Origin of the sequence: Microcystis sp. LE19-10.1B (genome assembly GCF_027530565.1) — a bacterium.
Taxonomy (GTDB): domain Bacteria; phylum Cyanobacteriota; class Cyanobacteriia; order Cyanobacteriales; family Microcystaceae; genus Microcystis; species Microcystis aeruginosa.
Genome location: NZ_JAPZQM010000183.1, coordinates 1 through 15,203, shown reverse-complemented (window position 1 = coordinate 15,203; position 15,203 = coordinate 1). Strand labels below are relative to the sequence as shown.

General features: G+C 42.4%; 21 protein-coding genes. 13 read left to right on the top strand and 8 right to left on the bottom strand.

Features of this window, described 5'->3' with window-relative positions; all coding sequences use genetic code 11:
• The first annotated feature begins 275 nt into the window (after positions 1-275).
• The 4 genes from O9332_RS06620 (at position 276) to O9332_RS06605 (ending at position 2,470) form a co-directional block, all read left to right on the top strand.
• Positions 276-575, top strand: coding sequence for a type II toxin-antitoxin system HigB family toxin (locus tag O9332_RS06620; RefSeq protein WP_002766833.1), 300 nt, complete (start codon positions 276-278; stop codon positions 573-575).
• Positions 559-978 (top strand): helix-turn-helix domain-containing protein, encoded by a 420-nt coding sequence (locus O9332_RS06615; protein WP_288024396.1) that lies wholly within the window; start codon positions 559-561, stop codon positions 976-978. The genes O9332_RS06620 and O9332_RS06615 overlap by 17 nt, the downstream gene beginning before the upstream one ends.
• A gap of 161 nt (positions 979-1,139) precedes the next feature.
• Positions 1,140-2,033: a beta-carotene hydroxylase gene (gene crtR / locus O9332_RS06610; protein ID WP_002763623.1), complete on the top strand. Its 894-nt coding sequence runs from the start codon at positions 1,140-1,142 to the stop codon at positions 2,031-2,033.
• Positions 2,034-2,152: 119 nt separating this feature from the next.
• Complete coding sequence (locus O9332_RS06605) at positions 2,153-2,470, top strand: hypothetical protein (protein ID WP_002782546.1); 318 nt, start codon at positions 2,153-2,155, stop codon at positions 2,468-2,470.
• Here the strand turns inward: O9332_RS06605 and O9332_RS06600 are convergent, their stop codons facing one another.
• The 4 genes from O9332_RS06600 to rplI form a co-directional block, all read right to left on the bottom strand.
• Complete coding sequence (locus O9332_RS06600) at positions 2,471-3,025, bottom strand: hypothetical protein (RefSeq protein WP_288024393.1); 555 nt, start codon at positions 3,023-3,025, stop codon at positions 2,471-2,473. It abuts the gene before it with no gap.
• A 149-nt stretch (positions 3,026-3,174) separates the two neighbouring features.
• The gene (gene xth / locus O9332_RS06595) at positions 3,175-3,963 is read right to left on the bottom strand and encodes an exodeoxyribonuclease III (RefSeq protein WP_002763631.1); all 789 of its coding nucleotides are present in this window, start codon (positions 3,961-3,963) and stop codon (positions 3,175-3,177) included.
• A gap of 22 nt (positions 3,964-3,985) precedes the next feature.
• Positions 3,986-4,570: a chromophore lyase CpcT/CpeT gene (locus O9332_RS06590; RefSeq protein WP_288024389.1), complete on the bottom strand. Its 585-nt coding sequence runs from the start codon at positions 4,568-4,570 to the stop codon at positions 3,986-3,988.
• 99 nt (positions 4,571-4,669) lie between these two features.
• Positions 4,670-5,128, bottom strand: a complete 459-nt coding sequence (rplI, locus tag O9332_RS06585; protein WP_002763634.1) for a 50S ribosomal protein L9 — start codon at positions 5,126-5,128, stop codon at positions 4,670-4,672.
• A gap of 222 nt (positions 5,129-5,350) precedes the next feature.
• On the opposite strand from rplI, the gene O9332_RS06580 reads away from it, so the two are divergent.
• Positions 5,351-5,476 (top strand): hypothetical protein, encoded by a 126-nt coding sequence (locus O9332_RS06580; RefSeq protein ID WP_287970302.1) that lies wholly within the window; start codon positions 5,351-5,353, stop codon positions 5,474-5,476.
• Positions 5,477-5,642: 166 nt separating this feature from the next.
• Positions 5,643-5,930 carry a YggT family protein gene (locus tag O9332_RS06575; protein ID WP_002763635.1) on the top strand — a complete coding sequence of 96 codons (288 nt, stop codon included), beginning with the start codon at positions 5,643-5,645 and terminating at the stop codon, positions 5,928-5,930.
• On the opposite strand, the gene O9332_RS06570 is transcribed toward O9332_RS06575, so the two are convergent.
• Entirely contained in the window at positions 5,927-6,367 is a 441-nt protein-coding gene (locus tag O9332_RS06570; RefSeq protein ID WP_002753281.1) for a hypothetical protein, read from the bottom strand. The two genes, O9332_RS06575 and O9332_RS06570, sit on opposite strands and share 4 nt — an antisense overlap.
• Positions 6,368-6,838: 471 nt before the next feature.
• Between O9332_RS06570 and grxC the strand changes: the two genes are divergently transcribed.
• The 5 genes from grxC (at position 6,839) to O9332_RS06545 (ending at position 8,964) form a co-directional block, all read left to right on the top strand.
• Positions 6,839-7,099 carry a glutaredoxin 3 gene (gene grxC, locus O9332_RS06565; protein ID WP_002803525.1) on the top strand — a complete coding sequence of 87 codons (261 nt, stop codon included), beginning with the start codon at positions 6,839-6,841 and terminating at the stop codon, positions 7,097-7,099.
• A 15-nt stretch (positions 7,100-7,114) separates the two neighbouring features.
• Positions 7,115-8,089, top strand: a complete 975-nt coding sequence (gene gshB / locus O9332_RS06560; protein WP_079206826.1) for a glutathione synthase — start codon at positions 7,115-7,117, stop codon at positions 8,087-8,089.
• Positions 8,056-8,247, top strand: coding sequence for a hypothetical protein (locus O9332_RS06555; protein WP_288024385.1), 192 nt, complete (start codon positions 8,056-8,058; stop codon positions 8,245-8,247). The genes gshB and O9332_RS06555 overlap by 34 nt, the downstream gene beginning before the upstream one ends.
• A gap of 107 nt (positions 8,248-8,354) precedes the next feature.
• A complete protein-coding gene (locus O9332_RS06550; RefSeq protein ID WP_002734463.1) occupies positions 8,355-8,666 on the top strand; it encodes a DUF2499 domain-containing protein in 312 nt (103 codons plus the stop codon).
• Positions 8,659-8,964: a DUF3593 domain-containing protein gene (locus O9332_RS06545; protein WP_043999528.1), complete on the top strand. Its 306-nt coding sequence runs from the start codon at positions 8,659-8,661 to the stop codon at positions 8,962-8,964. The genes O9332_RS06550 and O9332_RS06545 overlap by 8 nt, the downstream gene beginning before the upstream one ends.
• Here O9332_RS06545 and O9332_RS06540 read toward each other — a convergent pair.
• Positions 8,916-9,206: a hypothetical protein gene (locus O9332_RS06540; protein ID WP_288024380.1), complete on the bottom strand. Its 291-nt coding sequence runs from the start codon at positions 9,204-9,206 to the stop codon at positions 8,916-8,918. The two genes, O9332_RS06545 and O9332_RS06540, sit on opposite strands and share 49 nt — an antisense overlap.
• A 2-nt stretch (positions 9,207-9,208) precedes the next feature.
• On the opposite strand from O9332_RS06540, the gene O9332_RS06535 reads away from it, so the two are divergent.
• Complete coding sequence (locus O9332_RS06535) at positions 9,209-10,228, top strand: glycosyltransferase (RefSeq protein WP_004163274.1); 1,020 nt, start codon at positions 9,209-9,211, stop codon at positions 10,226-10,228.
• Between the two features lie 182 nt (positions 10,229-10,410).
• Positions 10,411-11,286, top strand: a complete 876-nt coding sequence (locus O9332_RS06530) for a Tab2/Atab2 family RNA-binding protein (RefSeq protein ID WP_012264424.1) — start codon at positions 10,411-10,413, stop codon at positions 11,284-11,286.
• A 44-nt stretch (positions 11,287-11,330) separates the two neighbouring features.
• Here the strand turns inward: O9332_RS06530 and O9332_RS06525 are convergent, their stop codons facing one another.
• Both O9332_RS06525 and ltrA read right to left on the bottom strand, forming a co-directional pair.
• Positions 11,331-12,800 (bottom strand): carotenoid oxygenase family protein, encoded by a 1,470-nt coding sequence (locus O9332_RS06525; protein WP_002763641.1) that lies wholly within the window; start codon positions 12,798-12,800, stop codon positions 11,331-11,333.
• Positions 12,801-12,897: 97 nt separating this feature from the next.
• Complete coding sequence (gene ltrA, locus O9332_RS06520; protein ID WP_288024368.1) at positions 12,898-14,745, bottom strand: group II intron reverse transcriptase/maturase; 1,848 nt, start codon at positions 14,743-14,745, stop codon at positions 12,898-12,900.
• Positions 14,746-15,203 lie beyond the last annotated feature (458 nt).

Sequence of the window (15,203 nt, the reverse complement as noted above, 5' to 3'; positions counted from 1 at the left end):
GCTTTCAAGACTCGGTTAACAATTTGTAATATTCCTTGTTGACACCCTTACTGACAAAGAAAAAACTGAAATCAAGTCAGGATAAGGGTTGGAGTGCTTACTGCAAAAATTGTTAAGAAAGATCCCTATAAGGGATAGCCTTATTAAGGGGGGCAGGGGGGATCGGCACCCCCCTTATCAAGGGGGGCAGGGGGGATCGAACCTAAAATCCATTTTTAATTTAATTATAACCAGCTACTTATCTAAGTTAAAAACAACAATAAAACTAGCGATCGATGCGCGTGATCAGTAAAGTCAAATTACGAGAGTTTTGGGAACGCCACTCGGACGCGGAAGACGCTCTTAGGGATTGGTATAACTTCGCTAGTAAGGCTAACTGGAAAAATTTAGTAGAGGTTCAAGGTCGCTACCCGAAAGCGGAGGCGGTGGGAAATTTTACAGTTTTTAATATCAAGGGAAACAAATACCGTTTAATCGCTGACATCAATTATTCTCGTCAAACCATTTTCGTTAAATATATTCTAAGTCACGCTGAATACAATAAGGAGAACTGGAAAAATGATCCCTACTTCTAATCCATTAACCTATGGTGATTTACTCTTGCAGTATCAACCGAAACCGATTAATAACTCCCAAGAATACGAGCGATTTTTAAGCATAATTGAAGGGATGATGTCACGGGAGTTAAGCAATGACGAAGGACTATTATTCGATTTATTGGTGTTATTAGTGGAAGAATACGAGCGGAAACATTATCCGATCGCCCGAACAAATCCTACCGCTACGTTAGAATCTTTACTTGATGAATTCGATATCGATAGGGAGTGTCTTGTCGATATTTTCGGCGATCGGGATAGAGTAGAATCGGTGATAGGGGGGAAACAAGCGATCGCTCCCTCTCAAGCCGAGTCTCTAGCCGAATTTTTTAATCGTTTAAGTGCGAAACTGGCGTTAAGCGCCCGTGATTTTCTCTTTTAGCCTCGCTTTCCCTCGGGGACTGGGGGGGAAGACCATATAACAAATCCTTACTTTCTTCATAACTTTAGATTAATTAAGATAATGTTACAAAACTTTATGAAAAAGCCGTAGTATGATAATTTACGCCAGTAAAGCGAACACAATAAGGAGCAACACCCATAATGCAGTCGGCCGAGATGTTGCTGACAGTCCCCAAAGAGTATTTAAAAGCACCGGGGGGCTTCAACCCAAACGTTACCATGTTTTTTAGTGCCTTGAGCCTAATAACCCTATCTACCTGTGGCTATTGGCTATGGTCCTGGCCTGACTGGATTTGTTTTAGTGCTAATGTCCTCGCTTTACATTTATCGGGGACAGTTATCCACGATGCCTCTCATAATTCTGCCCATAGCAATCGGCTATTTAATGCTATTTTAGGTCATGGTAGTGCTTTAATGCTCGGTTTTGCCTTTCCGGTCTTCACTAGAGTCCATTTACAGCACCACGCTCACGTTAACGATCCCGAAAATGATCCAGATCATTTTGTCTCCACCGGTGGCCCTTTGTGGATGATTGCGGCCAGATTTTTTTATCACGAGATTTTCTTTTTTAAGCGGCAACTCTGGCGGAAATACGAACTGCTGGAATGGTTCCTCAGTCGTCTTTTTGTTGCTACCATAGTCATCGTCGCCTGTCAATACGGTTTTATCAGCTATGTGATGAATTTTTGGTTTGTTCCCGCTTTAGTGGTGGGAATTGCCCTCGGTTTATTTTTCGATTATCTCCCCCATCGTCCTTTCCAAGAGCGCAATCGTTGGAAAAATGCCCGAGTTTACCCCAGTCCCCTCTTAAATCTGCTGATTTTAGGGCAGAATTATCATCTAGTGCATCATCTTTGGCCGTCGATTCCCTGGTACAAATACCAACCGGCATACTATGCCACTAAACCGCTTTTAGATGCGAAAGATTGTGAACAGTCTTTAGGTTTACTGCAAGGTAAGAATTTCTGGAGTTTCCTCTACGATGTCTTCTTGGGGATTCGCTTTCACTCCCATTCTTCTAAATCTAGCTCATAGCATTTATCGTAATGGTGAGGTACAAGGTTTTCGTTTTGGGGAGTCGGTGGTCGATTTTATGAGAAACTCTGTATCTGTACTGGTTTCGTTGTCAACTTGATTTTTTGAAGGAGGATTTTATGGGTCAGCATTGGGGAAAAGCCTTAATTTTAACAACAACTTTCTTGACAATTAACATCGATTATGCTAGGTCTTTAACCTTTGGTGAGGCCGTGGGTATTGGAGCGGGGGCCTTGTTAATCAACCGGGCGGTACAGGATAATAGACAACGTTATCGATTTGTGCCACCAGAGCAAGAATTTCAGCGCGGACTAGAGGACGGTTTTAACTTTGCCCGCTATGATAATCCGCGCAATTCTAGAGACTATGATGACGGTTTTATCGAGGGAAGAAGACGGCGGGAGTCGGGTTGGTCTAGTCCCAACCGGAGAGGTTGATTATTTTTTTGGTCTGCGTCCCACTTCGGCGGTTTCTTGAATGGAAAATATCCTCAATTTACCGTCGATGGGAGCGACTTTAGCCACCGCTGCCGATGCCACTATATAGTTATCACCCTCGGTGTTGGTAATATTGACTACCCGCTCGCGAGTGATCATCGCCATCTCGTCATTAGCAAGAATATCCACGTCCCAATTCTCAGAAAGAACCTCTATACTTTTAATATTTTTGTAGGATTCCTCTAAAAATATTTTATGTTCCGTGATGCCATTTAACTCAAAAATTTCGGTACTAGCATCGGTTTTAATGGTCAATTGCGAGGAAATAAACGGGGCATAGTGTTTGAGGATTAGGGCGATATTTTTATCTTTAATAGCGGTTTCAATGTCTTGAATCATTGCTTTAATTTCCGCTTCCTTGATTGTTTGTCCCCCATCGCGATTACTCGATTGTTTCACTGGCACTATCGAGGGATTAGCATGGACAAAAGCGGGGGAGATGCCGGGGAGAAGGGATAAACCGAGCAATAGAACAATTAATTGGGGAGAACGCATAATTTAATAAACTTGGTAAATTCAACCCGAATCATAGCATTTTCTCGTTACCGAATAAATCCTCAAGGTGAAAGTCCCTAGTTAGGGAAGCTAAGAGAGCAAAATTCTGACTGTGCAAAGTCTAGGTTGATCCTTTAGCTATTTTTGCCTTATATTTCCAGAATAACAGGGGTATGATCGCTAGGTTTTTCTTGTTTTCTGGGTTCTCGATCGATCAGGCAATTAACGGCTTTTTCGTATAGCTGAGGAGTTAAATAAAGATGATCGATTCGCCAACCTCGGTTACGAGCAAAACCACCGCTGCGATAATCCCACCAACTATAATGTCCCGCTGCCGAGGTGAATTTTCTAAAGGCATCTTGTAAGCCAATTTCTAAGACCTTTTCTAAAGCTTCTCTTTCTTTAGCTGAAGACATAATATGATTTTCTTTGCCCTTGGGATCATAAATATCTTTATCTTCTAAGGCAATATTAAAATCCCCGCAGATACATAATTCTTCCGGTTGAGAATTAATAATTTTATCTAGATATTTCCTGAGAGTTTCTAACCATTTAAGCTTATAAATATACTTGTCACTATCTAGGGAAGAACCATTAGGAACGTAGAGATTAATAATCCGAATATCGCCGATTACTCCAGTAATTAGCCGTTTTTGTTCGTCTAGTTCTCCTGTTAAATTTTCGCCGATAATTGGACTAAATCCCACAGTGATATCGTCCATGGGTTTCTGGCTAAAAATCGCCACACCATTATAGGATTTTTGTCCAGAAATATAGAGATGATAACCCAAAGATTCAAAAGCTTCTCTGGGAAAATCTCGATCGATTACCTTAGTTTCTTGCAAGCACAAAACCTCAACGGGATTGAGTTGTAACCAGTTAATTACCTGCTCTTGTCGGCTGCGAATCGAGTTGACATTCCATGTGGCGATTTTCATAGCTAAAAACCGATAATTTTTCTCACACTTCCTCAGCAAAACTGGTGCGACGCACAAACTCAAAGGGACCGGCGATCGAACCCCAGACTAATTGATCGGTTTCGGGATCTAAACCGCGATCAACGCTAATTAATCCCCGTTCACTAATTTCAAAACTATTATCTAAATAAGTCATTCTATCTTTGCGAAAGACTAAACATTGTTTACCCGGTTTTACCACCCCTTTAAAACTGTTACCTGTCCAAGTGACATTCATATCACAACCCAGCATCGGTTCTAATAAGTCTAAGCTGAGATTTTTGAGACGTTGGGGTTCTCTAGAAGCACCAAAAAAGTTAGCTTCCTCTTTAACTTTAAAGTTTTCTAGTTCAATATGATCATCGACTACCGATAATTTAAATACTCGCAAACGATAGGGAGTATTGAGCATAAAATCGTAGGCCTGCTCTAAAAATAAGCTGGTTCCATTCAGTAATTCATCGGGTAAAGGACGCATACACACGCGAATATGGGCAAAAAAAGGCGGATTAGCAAAAGCTTGTTCTTGATTACTAAAATCCGCCGCCATCCAGCGCGCTAGGGTTTTTATATCCGTGGGATGAGTCATAATTTTTGATATTTTAATGGTTATTAGCTAGCAGCCATTAGCTAGTTAATCGCTCTGATAAATTTTCACTGATTACTGATAACTATGCCCCGATAATTGTTATTGTGCAATTACTTTAATTTCGATATCGGCATTAACTTCGGGATGGAGTTTGACTTGTACTTTATAGACTCCCAATTGACCGATATCGGGGACGGTAATACCACGGCGATCGATTTCTAATTTAGCATTTTCTAGAATAACCGTAGCCACATCTTGACTGGTGACAGTACCGAAAATTGCCTCGTTTTCACCCACCTGTTTAGGGATGCTGTAGGGACTGAGTTTTTCGATCGCAGTTTTTCTGGTTTCCGCTTCTTGTTTTTCAGCGAGGAGACGTTGACGCTCTTTTTCTTTCCTAAATTCTGCCTGTTTAATCGCGCCCTTGGTGGCTAAAACGGCCACACCTTGGGGGATAAGGTAATTGCGCGCATAACCGGGGGCCACTTCCACCACATCGCCATTTTCACCTAATTTGCTGACTTTTTGATTGAGGATAACCTGCATTCGTTTCGCCATGATCTTGACCTAAAACAATAGTTCCAAAACCCCTATCATACCATGCAATCGTTTTTATCTGTCCTCCCATCCGGACCGTCAGTTAGCTATGGAAAAACTACTTGGGGTTTGCTGAATAAATCTAACAACCTTGTTGGATAAGGTTTTTAGACTTTTTTTCCCTCAAAAACTGCCGACCATTGGAGTGATTGGGGGGAAAATTCCTGGACTTTTTCCCTGAAAATGGGTAAAACCCCACACCCCACACCCCACACCCCACACCCTACCCCCACGAAAAACTTTTTGCCGCAAACCCTACTTGAACAATCCGAGTCTCCCCAAAAGGAAAACTTCCTATCTCATCATTAAGATAACTGCTGTATTCAGTTTTCTTCCCCAGTGTCCGTCAACTGGGAGGAATGCCGATAGCTGGTTAAAACCAGTAAGACAGGGCGGCGAGAGTAACTAAAGACTATTTTTTTGGTAAGATCAAAGCTAAACTAACCATCACGCCCTCTTGAGGAAAGATTTATTTATGAGCGATATAGGGTTTATTTTGACGATAATCAACAATTTCCTGCAAATTTACTCGGTAATCCTAATTGTTAGGGTTTTACTGACTTGGTTCCAAAATGCTGGTTGGGCCTATCAGATTATGTCTTTTCTCAGTCCGATTACCGATCCCTATTTAAACCTCTTTCGCTCGATTATCCCACCCCTAGGCGGGATGGACTTGTCCCCGATCCTCGCGTTCCTGCTGCTCAACGTTGTTCAGAGTGTCGTAGCCACAGGGGCCAGCAGTCTGGTCAGTAGCAGTTTCTAAATCCGCGGATCCACACTGCTGGTAAAACCGGAAGCTTTGAATTTTTCCAGTCGCAAGGGGGTTGGTTGATTGGTAGAAACAGAAATTCTGATCTCGAAATCACTAATCCCTGGCGGCACTTCTGGAATTGCCCCGACTCGGCTACGATTTTGTAAAGCCGGTTCCCCGTTAGCATCGTAAATCCGACCAAAAACATCGGCATCATAGACGGTTTTTCCGGAATTATTTTTAGCTTTGCCGGTGATTAAAAAACAATTAGCCGGAAAACTGGTTCCCCCACTGGTGACACTCCCCTCGGCTAATTCGGGGGGACAGTCTTTGTAAGATACATCTAATAGTTGAATTGGGGTCAAAGCTTGAGCAGTAGGGATGATAAGCAAGCTAGACAGCCAGAAAAGAACAGAAAGGAGCAAAACGGTGAGCGAGCGTGGTGTCATAGATGAGTGATTTTACGGTATGATTTCCCCAATACTTAGATTATCGTGGATCGTCACCCTTTGAAATCAGCTTTTTTAGGACTCTCATGGGAATGGATTCCCACAGACGCTCTCGATAGTTGCGACGGGTTTACCTGTGAGGTAATAGGTGTAGGGCTAATTCATGAATTAGCCCTACAATAGGCGTTGTCAAATTGAAAGATGCTCCGAATCAGCACCGGAACTGAAATTACTTTGATAGCAAGGATTGCATTGCATCTTTACCTATTCTGATCTGACAACGCCGTAAATGAAAGTGAGGATGATTCCCCCCCTGTTAGTTGCCGTATTCGCTTTCAAAACGGTGAAGAATGGGAAATACAAGCAATATATCAGTGGAATCGCCCTAATTGGCGTTTTCTGACCTGAAGGAAGATCACTGCTCGGTTATCGGCTAAAATTTAAGATATGTAAAGAAGGGAGATAAATTTTATGGCCGCTAATGTTGAGATCTATACTTGGAGTTCCTGTCCTTTCTGTATCCGCGCTAAAGCATTACTCAAGAAAAAAGGGGTGGAGTTTACCGAATATTGTATCGATGGTGATGAAAGAGCGCGAGCCAAAATGTCCGATCGAGCCAATGGTCGTACAAGTGTACCACAAATTTTTATAAACGATCAACACATCGGGGGCTGCGATGACATCTATGCTTTAGATAGAAGTGGTGGTTTAGCTCCCCTGTTGCAGAATTAAGGATAAAAACTATTAATGAAACTAGCCTTTATTATCGATCCGATCGAGTATTTAGATCCGGGCCATGATACCAGTGTAGCTATCATGGAAGCGTCCCAATTATTAGGCCATGAAGTCTGGATGACTTCCATCACGGATCTCAGTGCGATTGCGGGAAAAGCTTGGGCAAAACTAACTAAAATTGAACTGGTTCCCGTGGAGTTAAAAGATAATCATTGGGTGGCTGTATCTCAATGGTATCAAAGACAAGAGACAGTTTTTACCTGCCTAGAAAACTTCGATTTTGTCTGGATGCGAAAAGACCCACCCGTGACGATTGCCTATCTCTATGCCACCTATTTATTAGACCTGATCGACCCCCAAAAAACCCAAGTAATTAACTCAACTAGGGGTTTACGCCATGCCAACGAAAAGTTATATACTATTCACTTTGCTCAGGTAATGCCCGCCACAATTGTTTCCCAAGATAAAGCGACAATTAGGGAATTTGTCAACCAAAAAGGGGCGGCAGTTATGAAACCTTTGGGGGGCAAAGCAGGGGAGGGAATTTTATTTCTTAGTCCCGAAGATCGCAATCTCAATTCAATGATTGAAATTAGCACAAAATGGGGACAAGAACCGGTAATGATTCAAGATTATTTACCAGCTGCCCAAGAAGGAGATAAACGCATTATTGTCCTCAATGGTGAACCCATCGGGGCAGTTAATCGCATTCCCACCGGTTCAGAATTTCGCGGTAATATGGCCGTGGGTGGACGAGTAGCAAAAACAGAAATCAGCGATCGAGAATTAGAAATCTGTGCCACTTTAGCCCCAAAATTACGAGAAGATGGCCTATATTTTGTCGGATTAGATGTGATTGGTGGCTACCTCACCGAAGTTAATGTCACCAGTCCCACCGGCATTCGCGAGATCGATCGATTAAACAATGTTAGTTTAGCTCAACAGGTAATTCAATGGCTAGAAAATCATTTGGGCAGCAGGGATTAGGGGAATGGGGAGATGGGGAGATGGGGAGATGGGGAGATGGGGGAATGGGGAGATGGGGGAATGGGGAGATGGGGGAATGGGGAGATGGGGGAATGGGGAGATGGGGAGATGGGGGAATGGGGAGATGGGGAGATGGGGGAATTCAACTAAAACCCTAACACCCTAAAACCCTAACACCCTAAAACCCTAAAACCCTAACACCCTAAAACCCTAACACCCTAAAACCCTAAAACCTATTTTTAACTTTTTACTTTTTCCTTTGCGAATGAATGCTTTATCAATACCGACGTGGATAGTTCATGTATCGAGTGTCGTAGAATGGATAGCGGCGATCTGGTTAGTGTGGACCTATGGCGACATCAGTAGCGATCGATCGTGGCGAATGTTATCTTGGGGAATGTTACCCGCTTTAATTGGGGCCATGTGTGCCTGTACATGGCATTTTTTTGATAATATCAGTGCCTTATCCTGGTTAGTCACCCTACAGGCAGCCATGACTGTCTTAGGAAATTTTACCCTCTGTGCTGCCGGTTGGTGGCTGTGGCGTTCCAGTAAAATTAGCGTTAACAATGAATAAAGAGAGTTTATTTGCCATCTCCCTGTTTCCCTATCTGGGGTTTCTTTGGTTGATCACTCGTTCGGGAAAAATGCCCCGTTTAGCCCTAATTGGCTTTTATGTGCTGTTAATCTTCGTTTTTATCACCATTCCTGCCGGTATCTACGCCAAAATCCACTATGGTCAAGAATTAGCTAACGTCGATTGGTTACACGGCAGCGCCGAATTTTTCCTCACCCTCTCCAATATTCTCGTCGTCTTAGGTTTTCGTCAGGCAATTTTAGCGAAAAAGGAAACAGAGAAAGGGGAACAGGGATAAGGGGTGTGGGGTGTGGGGTGTGGGGTGTGGGGAAGTGGGAATTGGGGTGTAGGGTGTGGGGTGTAGGGTGTGGGAAGTGGGGAAGTGGGGAAGTGGGAAGTGGGGGGTATTTTCAGGGAACAGTGGACAGTGAACAGTAAACAGTAATCAGTGAACTGATGACTGATAACTGATAACTGATAACTGATAACTGATAACTGAATTGTGATACAATCGCCCCAAAACGTCCCCGCGTCAGTCAAATATGTCCCCGATTACACCGTCCATCAGTGTCAACGAACCAAACCCGCAGGCTGCCATCCAGACTTTATCGGTAGTGGTTCCCATTTATAACGAAGTGGACAGTATCCCCCATCTCGTCGAGAGTATCGCCACGATTTTGCGTTCTTATCAAATTAACTACGAGATAATCTGTGTTGACGACGGTTCTAAGGACGGTTCCACCGAGGTTTTAACTAATTTAGCCAAAAATCGCGATGATCTCAAGGCGGTAATATTGCGACGCAACTACGGACAAACCCCCGCCATGGCTGCCGGATTTAATTATGCCACGGGACAGATAATCGTTACCCTCGACGGCGATTTACAGAACGATCCCAATGATATACCCCTATTATTGGCCAAATTAGAGGAAGGTTATGACCTCGTGAGTGGCTGGCGCAAAAATCGCCAAGATGACCGGGTAAAACGGCTTTTACCCTCAAAAATAGCTAATTGGCTGATAGCAAAGGTTACAGGGGTCAAATTACACGACTACGGTTGTTCTTTGAAAGCCTATCGAGCCGAATTAGTCGCCGATATGAATCTCTACGGGGAATTACATCGCTTTTTACCCGCATTGGCTTTTATTGAAGGGGCAAAAATAACCGAAATTCCCGTTAATCACCACGCTAGACGGTTCGGACAGAGTAAATATGGTTTAGGTCGCACAATTCGCGTGATTATGGACTTATTTACTGTCTTTTTTATGAAAAAGTTCCTCACCCGTCCGATGCACATTTTTGGACTCTACGGACTGTTATCGATGGTAGTGGGGATTATTCTAGGCACTTATCTGACTATTCTCAAACTCGGTTTCGGACAAGAAATCGGCGATCGACCTTTGTTAATCCTGGCCGTGTTATTCTTTTTAACTGGGGTACAATTACTCTGTTTTGGTCTTTTGGCAGAAATTTTGATGCGAACTTACCATGAATCCCAAAAACGTCCCATCTACCGCGTTCGTACTGTTGTCGGGAATAGGGGATTTTTCAGTGAGCAGTGAGCAGTAATCAGTGAGCAGTAAACAGTAATCAGTAAACAGTAATCAGTGAAAAGACATCTCGGAACTTGCCACTTAATATTGTTCACTGAAAACTCAAATCTGATGACTGATAACTAAATCACTGATAACTGAATCACTGATAACTGATAACTGATAACTGATAACTGATAACTGAAAAAAATATGACTATTTGGGAACTTGATTTTTATTCGCGGCCGGTGGTGGATGAAAATAATAAAAAAAGATGGGAATTATTAATCTGTGAAACTCCGGCAACAATCGATCGCTCCTCCGATACAATATTTAAATATGCCAGTTATTGTCCTAATACGATGGTTAATTCCCAATGGTTAGGAGAGGCAGTTACTGCAGCTATCAAGGAAGCGGGGGTAACTCCCAAAAAAATTCGCTTTTTCCGTCGTCAGATGAATAACATGATTAGCAAAGCTTGCGAGGATATCGGTATTCCCGCTTCCCCTAGTCGTCGCACTCATGCTTTAACTAGATGGATAGAAGAAAGAATGGTTAATTTCTACCCTCAAGAAGTTGGTTATGATCAAAATTTAACTAAAACCGCTTCCGTTAATTATCCTCCTTTAAATGCTGTTCCCCTTCCCGATGCTGTCCGGGGAGATAAGGCAGATAAATGGGCTTTTGTTACGCTAGAATTGTCTTCTTTTAATGATTTAAAAGATTGGGATATTAGCTTCGGAGAAAATTTGCCTATACTAGGGATGGGATTAGATGAGAATCTAAAAATCCCCGGTTTAGTTATTTTTTCCCCCCGCGCTTTACCATTATCTGGTTGGATGTCAGGGTTAGAAATGGCCTATTTAAAGTTAGAAACTGGTTCTCGTCCTCTGCTACGTTTAGAAACGGGTGCTAGTGATAGCTGGATTCTCGTCAACGTCACTAATGCCGAGACTTTAAACGAAGCCAAAAACTTTGAAGAAGCTAAACAAAAAGCCAATAATCTGCATTTTTTAGCCATTCAATCTAACCCTGAATCGGAATCCTTCGCTGGTTTTTGGCTACTACAAGAAGGCTCTCAAGAGTAAAGTTTAGTCAAGGTGGGTTTTCAATCCACCCCCACAGAATTAACTTAAAAACATTGTCTAGTCCAGCTACCGTGTAACCCGTAGGGAATATGATGTTTAAGATGGATAACTGCTAGGGAATTAGTGATATCTTTAGCATCTAAGATTACCCCATTCGATCGATGATTGGCCGCATCGTAAGTAACTACCAATAACCAACCATCATCTTCAGCGATTCCATCGGGTTTAGGCACAAAAATTGGCTCACCTGCGAATCCCCGGGGGGCAAAAGAATGTAATTGTTTTTCTCCCGTTAATAAGTCCAGTTTTAAGATTGCTTGCAAAGGAGCATTACCAGTGGCATGATGAGCGGCAGCGATGTATAAATAACGGTAATCTCGACCAACTTTTGCAGGATTAATGCTGGGAAACTCACAACAATGCTCTAGAATACATTCTCTTGTAACGGTATTTTCTGATAAATTTAGTGTAAATCGCCACAGATGTCCGGGAGCTAAACTATCAAAATCTACCGATTGAAAATTGCTATTTGAATCCAGTTGTGGTAAGGATTGATAACAAATAGAATCGATATAAATTTTCTCCCCTTGTGCAAAAGCATTGCTATGATGGAACACAAAACCCGATGGAGTTTCTAAAACTTTCACTTCTCTTTTGTTAGGATCCCGGGGGATAATAATAATCTTAGTTAACTTGTCCGGTTGATTGATGACGCATTCCCCCGCACCTTTTAACCCAAAAAGAAAGGGAAAAGGATTATAACCAACCGGGTTTTGGAAAAAGATAGCGTAGTGGGGAGTAATAACAAAATCGTGGATAAAACAGAAGCCAGGTATACTGTGGGTATGACGACGTAATAACTTACCCGTGGGACTAATTTCGTAGAGAGTAATGGCACTCGACAAACCCGTTTTAATGGCAAAATTTACCAGACAAGGTTGATGATTATCGAAGATACAAGCGGGATCGATGCGAGGATGAGCGGCAAAAGAATCGCCTTTTTCCAAGATACCATCGAGATAGTCTAAACCAATAGTATCAAGGGTTTTAGCATCGAGGCGATGGGGTTCGGCCGCTTCCCAAAGTGCCAGTAATTTATCACCCCAGTAGATAACATTAGTATTAGCAATATTTTTCAGACGCAAATCAAAAGCATTGCCGAAAATTCCCCCCGGTTTTTTCGTGCCGAAAACACCGCGATAAAGGGGTTTTCCCGCTTTCTGTTCCTGGAGATAACCCTCAGTTTTCACAAAACGATTACGATAATGTACGCGCCCATGGTTGAAGCTAATCGCGCTGATCATACCATCCCCATCGAAGGGATGAGCGATCGCAGTGCCAGCGATATCGAGTAAACCGGGGCCGTTTTTAAAGACTGTACCCTGTAAATCGGGGGGAATTTGCCCCTCGATGTCTTCTACCTCGTAATCGTACTCGTTAGGTTGGGATTGATAGCCTTTTTGCCAATCCTGACGATTATAGGATTTTTCGCCAATTGTCGGAGTTAATACCATAGTAGTTTTACGTTTGTATTATTAGGGGTCGAGAAGGTCGTCACCGACCTCCCCTCCCATTCAGAACCGTGCATGAGACTTTCACCTCACACGGCTCCTAGTTTGACTGTTCCCTTGTTAAGGATACAGCTTGACTTCCTTTGGTTGGCCTTGTATTATCTAGTTTGACTACTGATTTTGTCAAACCAGATGGATTTAGGCTTCCATCAGATGCCGATTTATCATCGTGACAGTGGCGGTGTAGTAATTGAAGGTTCTTATATTCATCCTTTCCGCCTAAGCTTAGAGGGTGAATGTGGTCAACTTCAATTAAATCCGATGGGGTGAAATACTGCCCACATAGGTTACACTTGCCTTGTTGCTTTTTAAGTAGTTTGGCTACTCTTGTCGGTGTGTCGATTGCTTGTCCTCTTCTGGTCGCCCAGTAGGTCCAATTTCCGTCGTAAGGTGAAGTTTCGGGGCGTACTAGGGTATGTCTGACATTTGGTGTCCAATTATGTTTCCATAGATAGAGACCATCTTTGGTTTGAAATAACCAAGATTCGTGTCTTTCTTTCCCATTGCTGAGTTTAACTGTACCCGGTCTAAAGTAGTTTCTCAGCTTTTCGTGGTTCGCTTTACCGCATCTTGATACTGTCCATGCCCTTAACATTAACCAGATTGTATTGTCTAGTTTATTGAAGGTATCCATAGATACTACTCCTGAGTAGTAGTTAGCCCAACCTCTAATGATTGGGTTTAAGTGACTAATCAGGGCTGATTGAGGTGCTGTTTTGTGTTTTTTGATTACACCTTTAATCGCTTCTGTGTGGGCTTTAACTGCTTTTTGGTTGGGTTTGATGTGGGTTTTGTGACCAATTAATTGGCTTCCTCTCCCTCCTGTTTTCCCAGATTTGTACTTTCCTGTTGGATATTGTCTGATATTGAATCCTAGAAAATCAAAACCGGGTTCTTCTGTTTTCCCATTGTACTCAATGGGGTTGAGTGTATGACACACTCTGGTTTTTTCTGGTTTGAGTTCTAGTCCTATCGGTTTTAACCATTCAGAAATGGCAGTTTGGCACTGTTCAATGATTTCGAGTGATGGTGAAATTACTACAAAATCATCGGCGTATCTTATTAGAACAGCTTGAGTTTTACTACCCTTTTTGGGGAATAGTGTTTCGATTAATCTTGCCATTCCATCCAGTGCGATGTTAGCAAGTAGTGGACTTATTACCCCTCCTTGTGGTGTCCCTGTTTCTGTTTCTTCAAATACGCCGTTATCCAAGACTCCTGCTTTGAGCCATTGTTTAATGTCTTTCTTTAGGGAGCTTGGACAATGAATCTTTGACAGTAGGAAGTTGTGATTAATTCGGTCAAAACACTTGGCAATATCAGCATCTAATACGAAGTAGCTACTTTTATTGATGGTTGTAAATATTCTGGCGATTGCATCATGGGAAGACCTTCCGGGTCGAAAACCGTAGCTGGTTTCTTCCATTTTTGACTCCCATTCTGGTTCGAGTGCCGATTTAATCAACGCTTGTCTAGCTCTGTCTTTGATGGTTGGTATTCCTAGTGGACGTTTTTCATCCCTGCCTGGTTTAGGAATCCATACTCTTCTTAACGGTTTTGCTTTAAGTGTTCCCTTGATTTCTTCGGTTAGATTTAGCCTTTGCTCTGGGGATATTGCTATCACTCCATCGACTCCTGCTGTTTTCTTTCCTTGATTATCTTGGGTTACTTTGCGAACTGCTAATAGACGGGCATAGTATGATTTCACCAATAGACGTTGCAACCTTCTAACCTTTGCATTCTGTCCCGATTTAGCCGCTTGGTATATTCTCTTTTGGAGCTTGAAAACATATCTTTGGATTTTACCCCAGTTGATAGCTTTCCATACATTCGTAGTCTTAGTGGTTTTCGGTTTCCCGAACCCTTTACCTTCTCTCGATTTCGTCATATAGACTCCTACTAGACTCTATCCTTACAATCAAACCGTAACCTGTTAGCATATCCTGACTATTACCGTCAGGCGTTGGCTTTTGGTTACATCTCACACCCTTGAAGGCTTGCGCTTACACTTGTCACTACTGGGTATTTCGACCGATACTCAGAGCCTGAAAGGGCTTATCACGTTCCGTTTATATGGGCATTCCATCTTTAGATTTGTCCTATCCATCGGGGTACTTTTAAAGGTCTGTGTAAGTGAGTTAGTAAATTCCTTACTTTTCCCCTTGTTCTTTTGAACGCAGTGTGTCAACCTATTTCACTACTAGCTATACTTTGCACGGCTACAACTTGCATTTTTTACTCAAGGACAATAATATAGTTTAAGAGTCATAATTAGAAGCAAAGCACTCATTAAAAACATGATTAACCTAGAATTCACGGAAGAAGAAAAGAACTCACTGTATTATG

Excerpts from the sequence above, each read along its gene's own strand:
- O9332_RS06620 (WP_002766833.1), top strand. The coding sequence starts at position 276 with ATGCGCGTGATCAGTAAAGTCAAATTACGAGAGTTTTGGGAACGCCAC.
- O9332_RS06615 (WP_288024396.1), top strand. The coding sequence starts at position 559 with ATGATCCCTACTTCTAATCCATTAACCTATGGTGATTTACTCTTGCAG.
- crtR (WP_002763623.1), top strand. The coding sequence starts at position 1,140 with ATGCAGTCGGCCGAGATGTTGCTGACAGTCCCCAAAGAGTATTTAAAA.
- O9332_RS06605 (WP_002782546.1), top strand. The coding sequence starts at position 2,153 with ATGGGTCAGCATTGGGGAAAAGCCTTAATTTTAACAACAACTTTCTTG.
- O9332_RS06600 (WP_288024393.1), bottom strand. The coding sequence starts at position 3,025 with ATGCGTTCTCCCCAATTAATTGTTCTATTGCTCGGTTTATCCCTTCTC.
- xth (WP_002763631.1), bottom strand. The coding sequence starts at position 3,963 with ATGAAAATCGCCACATGGAATGTCAACTCGATTCGCAGCCGACAAGAG.
- O9332_RS06590 (WP_288024389.1), bottom strand. The coding sequence starts at position 4,570 with ATGACTCATCCCACGGATATAAAAACCCTAGCGCGCTGGATGGCGGCG.
- rplI (WP_002763634.1), bottom strand. The coding sequence starts at position 5,128 with ATGGCGAAACGAATGCAGGTTATCCTCAATCAAAAAGTCAGCAAATTA.
- O9332_RS06580 (WP_287970302.1), top strand. The coding sequence starts at position 5,351 with ATGGGTAAAACCCCACACCCCACACCCCACACCCCACACCCTACCCCC.
- O9332_RS06575 (WP_002763635.1), top strand. The coding sequence starts at position 5,643 with ATGAGCGATATAGGGTTTATTTTGACGATAATCAACAATTTCCTGCAA.
- O9332_RS06570 (WP_002753281.1), bottom strand. The coding sequence starts at position 6,367 with ATGACACCACGCTCGCTCACCGTTTTGCTCCTTTCTGTTCTTTTCTGG.
- grxC (WP_002803525.1), top strand. The coding sequence starts at position 6,839 with ATGGCCGCTAATGTTGAGATCTATACTTGGAGTTCCTGTCCTTTCTGT.
- gshB (WP_079206826.1), top strand. The coding sequence starts at position 7,115 with ATGAAACTAGCCTTTATTATCGATCCGATCGAGTATTTAGATCCGGGC.
- O9332_RS06555 (WP_288024385.1), top strand. The coding sequence starts at position 8,056 with ATGGCTAGAAAATCATTTGGGCAGCAGGGATTAGGGGAATGGGGAGAT.
- O9332_RS06550 (WP_002734463.1), top strand. The coding sequence starts at position 8,355 with ATGAATGCTTTATCAATACCGACGTGGATAGTTCATGTATCGAGTGTC.
- O9332_RS06545 (WP_043999528.1), top strand. The coding sequence starts at position 8,659 with ATGAATAAAGAGAGTTTATTTGCCATCTCCCTGTTTCCCTATCTGGGG.
- O9332_RS06535 (WP_004163274.1), top strand. The coding sequence starts at position 9,209 with ATGTCCCCGATTACACCGTCCATCAGTGTCAACGAACCAAACCCGCAG.
- O9332_RS06530 (WP_012264424.1), top strand. The coding sequence starts at position 10,411 with ATGACTATTTGGGAACTTGATTTTTATTCGCGGCCGGTGGTGGATGAA.
- O9332_RS06525 (WP_002763641.1), bottom strand. The coding sequence starts at position 12,800 with ATGGTATTAACTCCGACAATTGGCGAAAAATCCTATAATCGTCAGGAT.
- ltrA (WP_288024368.1), bottom strand. The coding sequence starts at position 14,745 with ATGACGAAATCGAGAGAAGGTAAAGGGTTCGGGAAACCGAAAACCACT.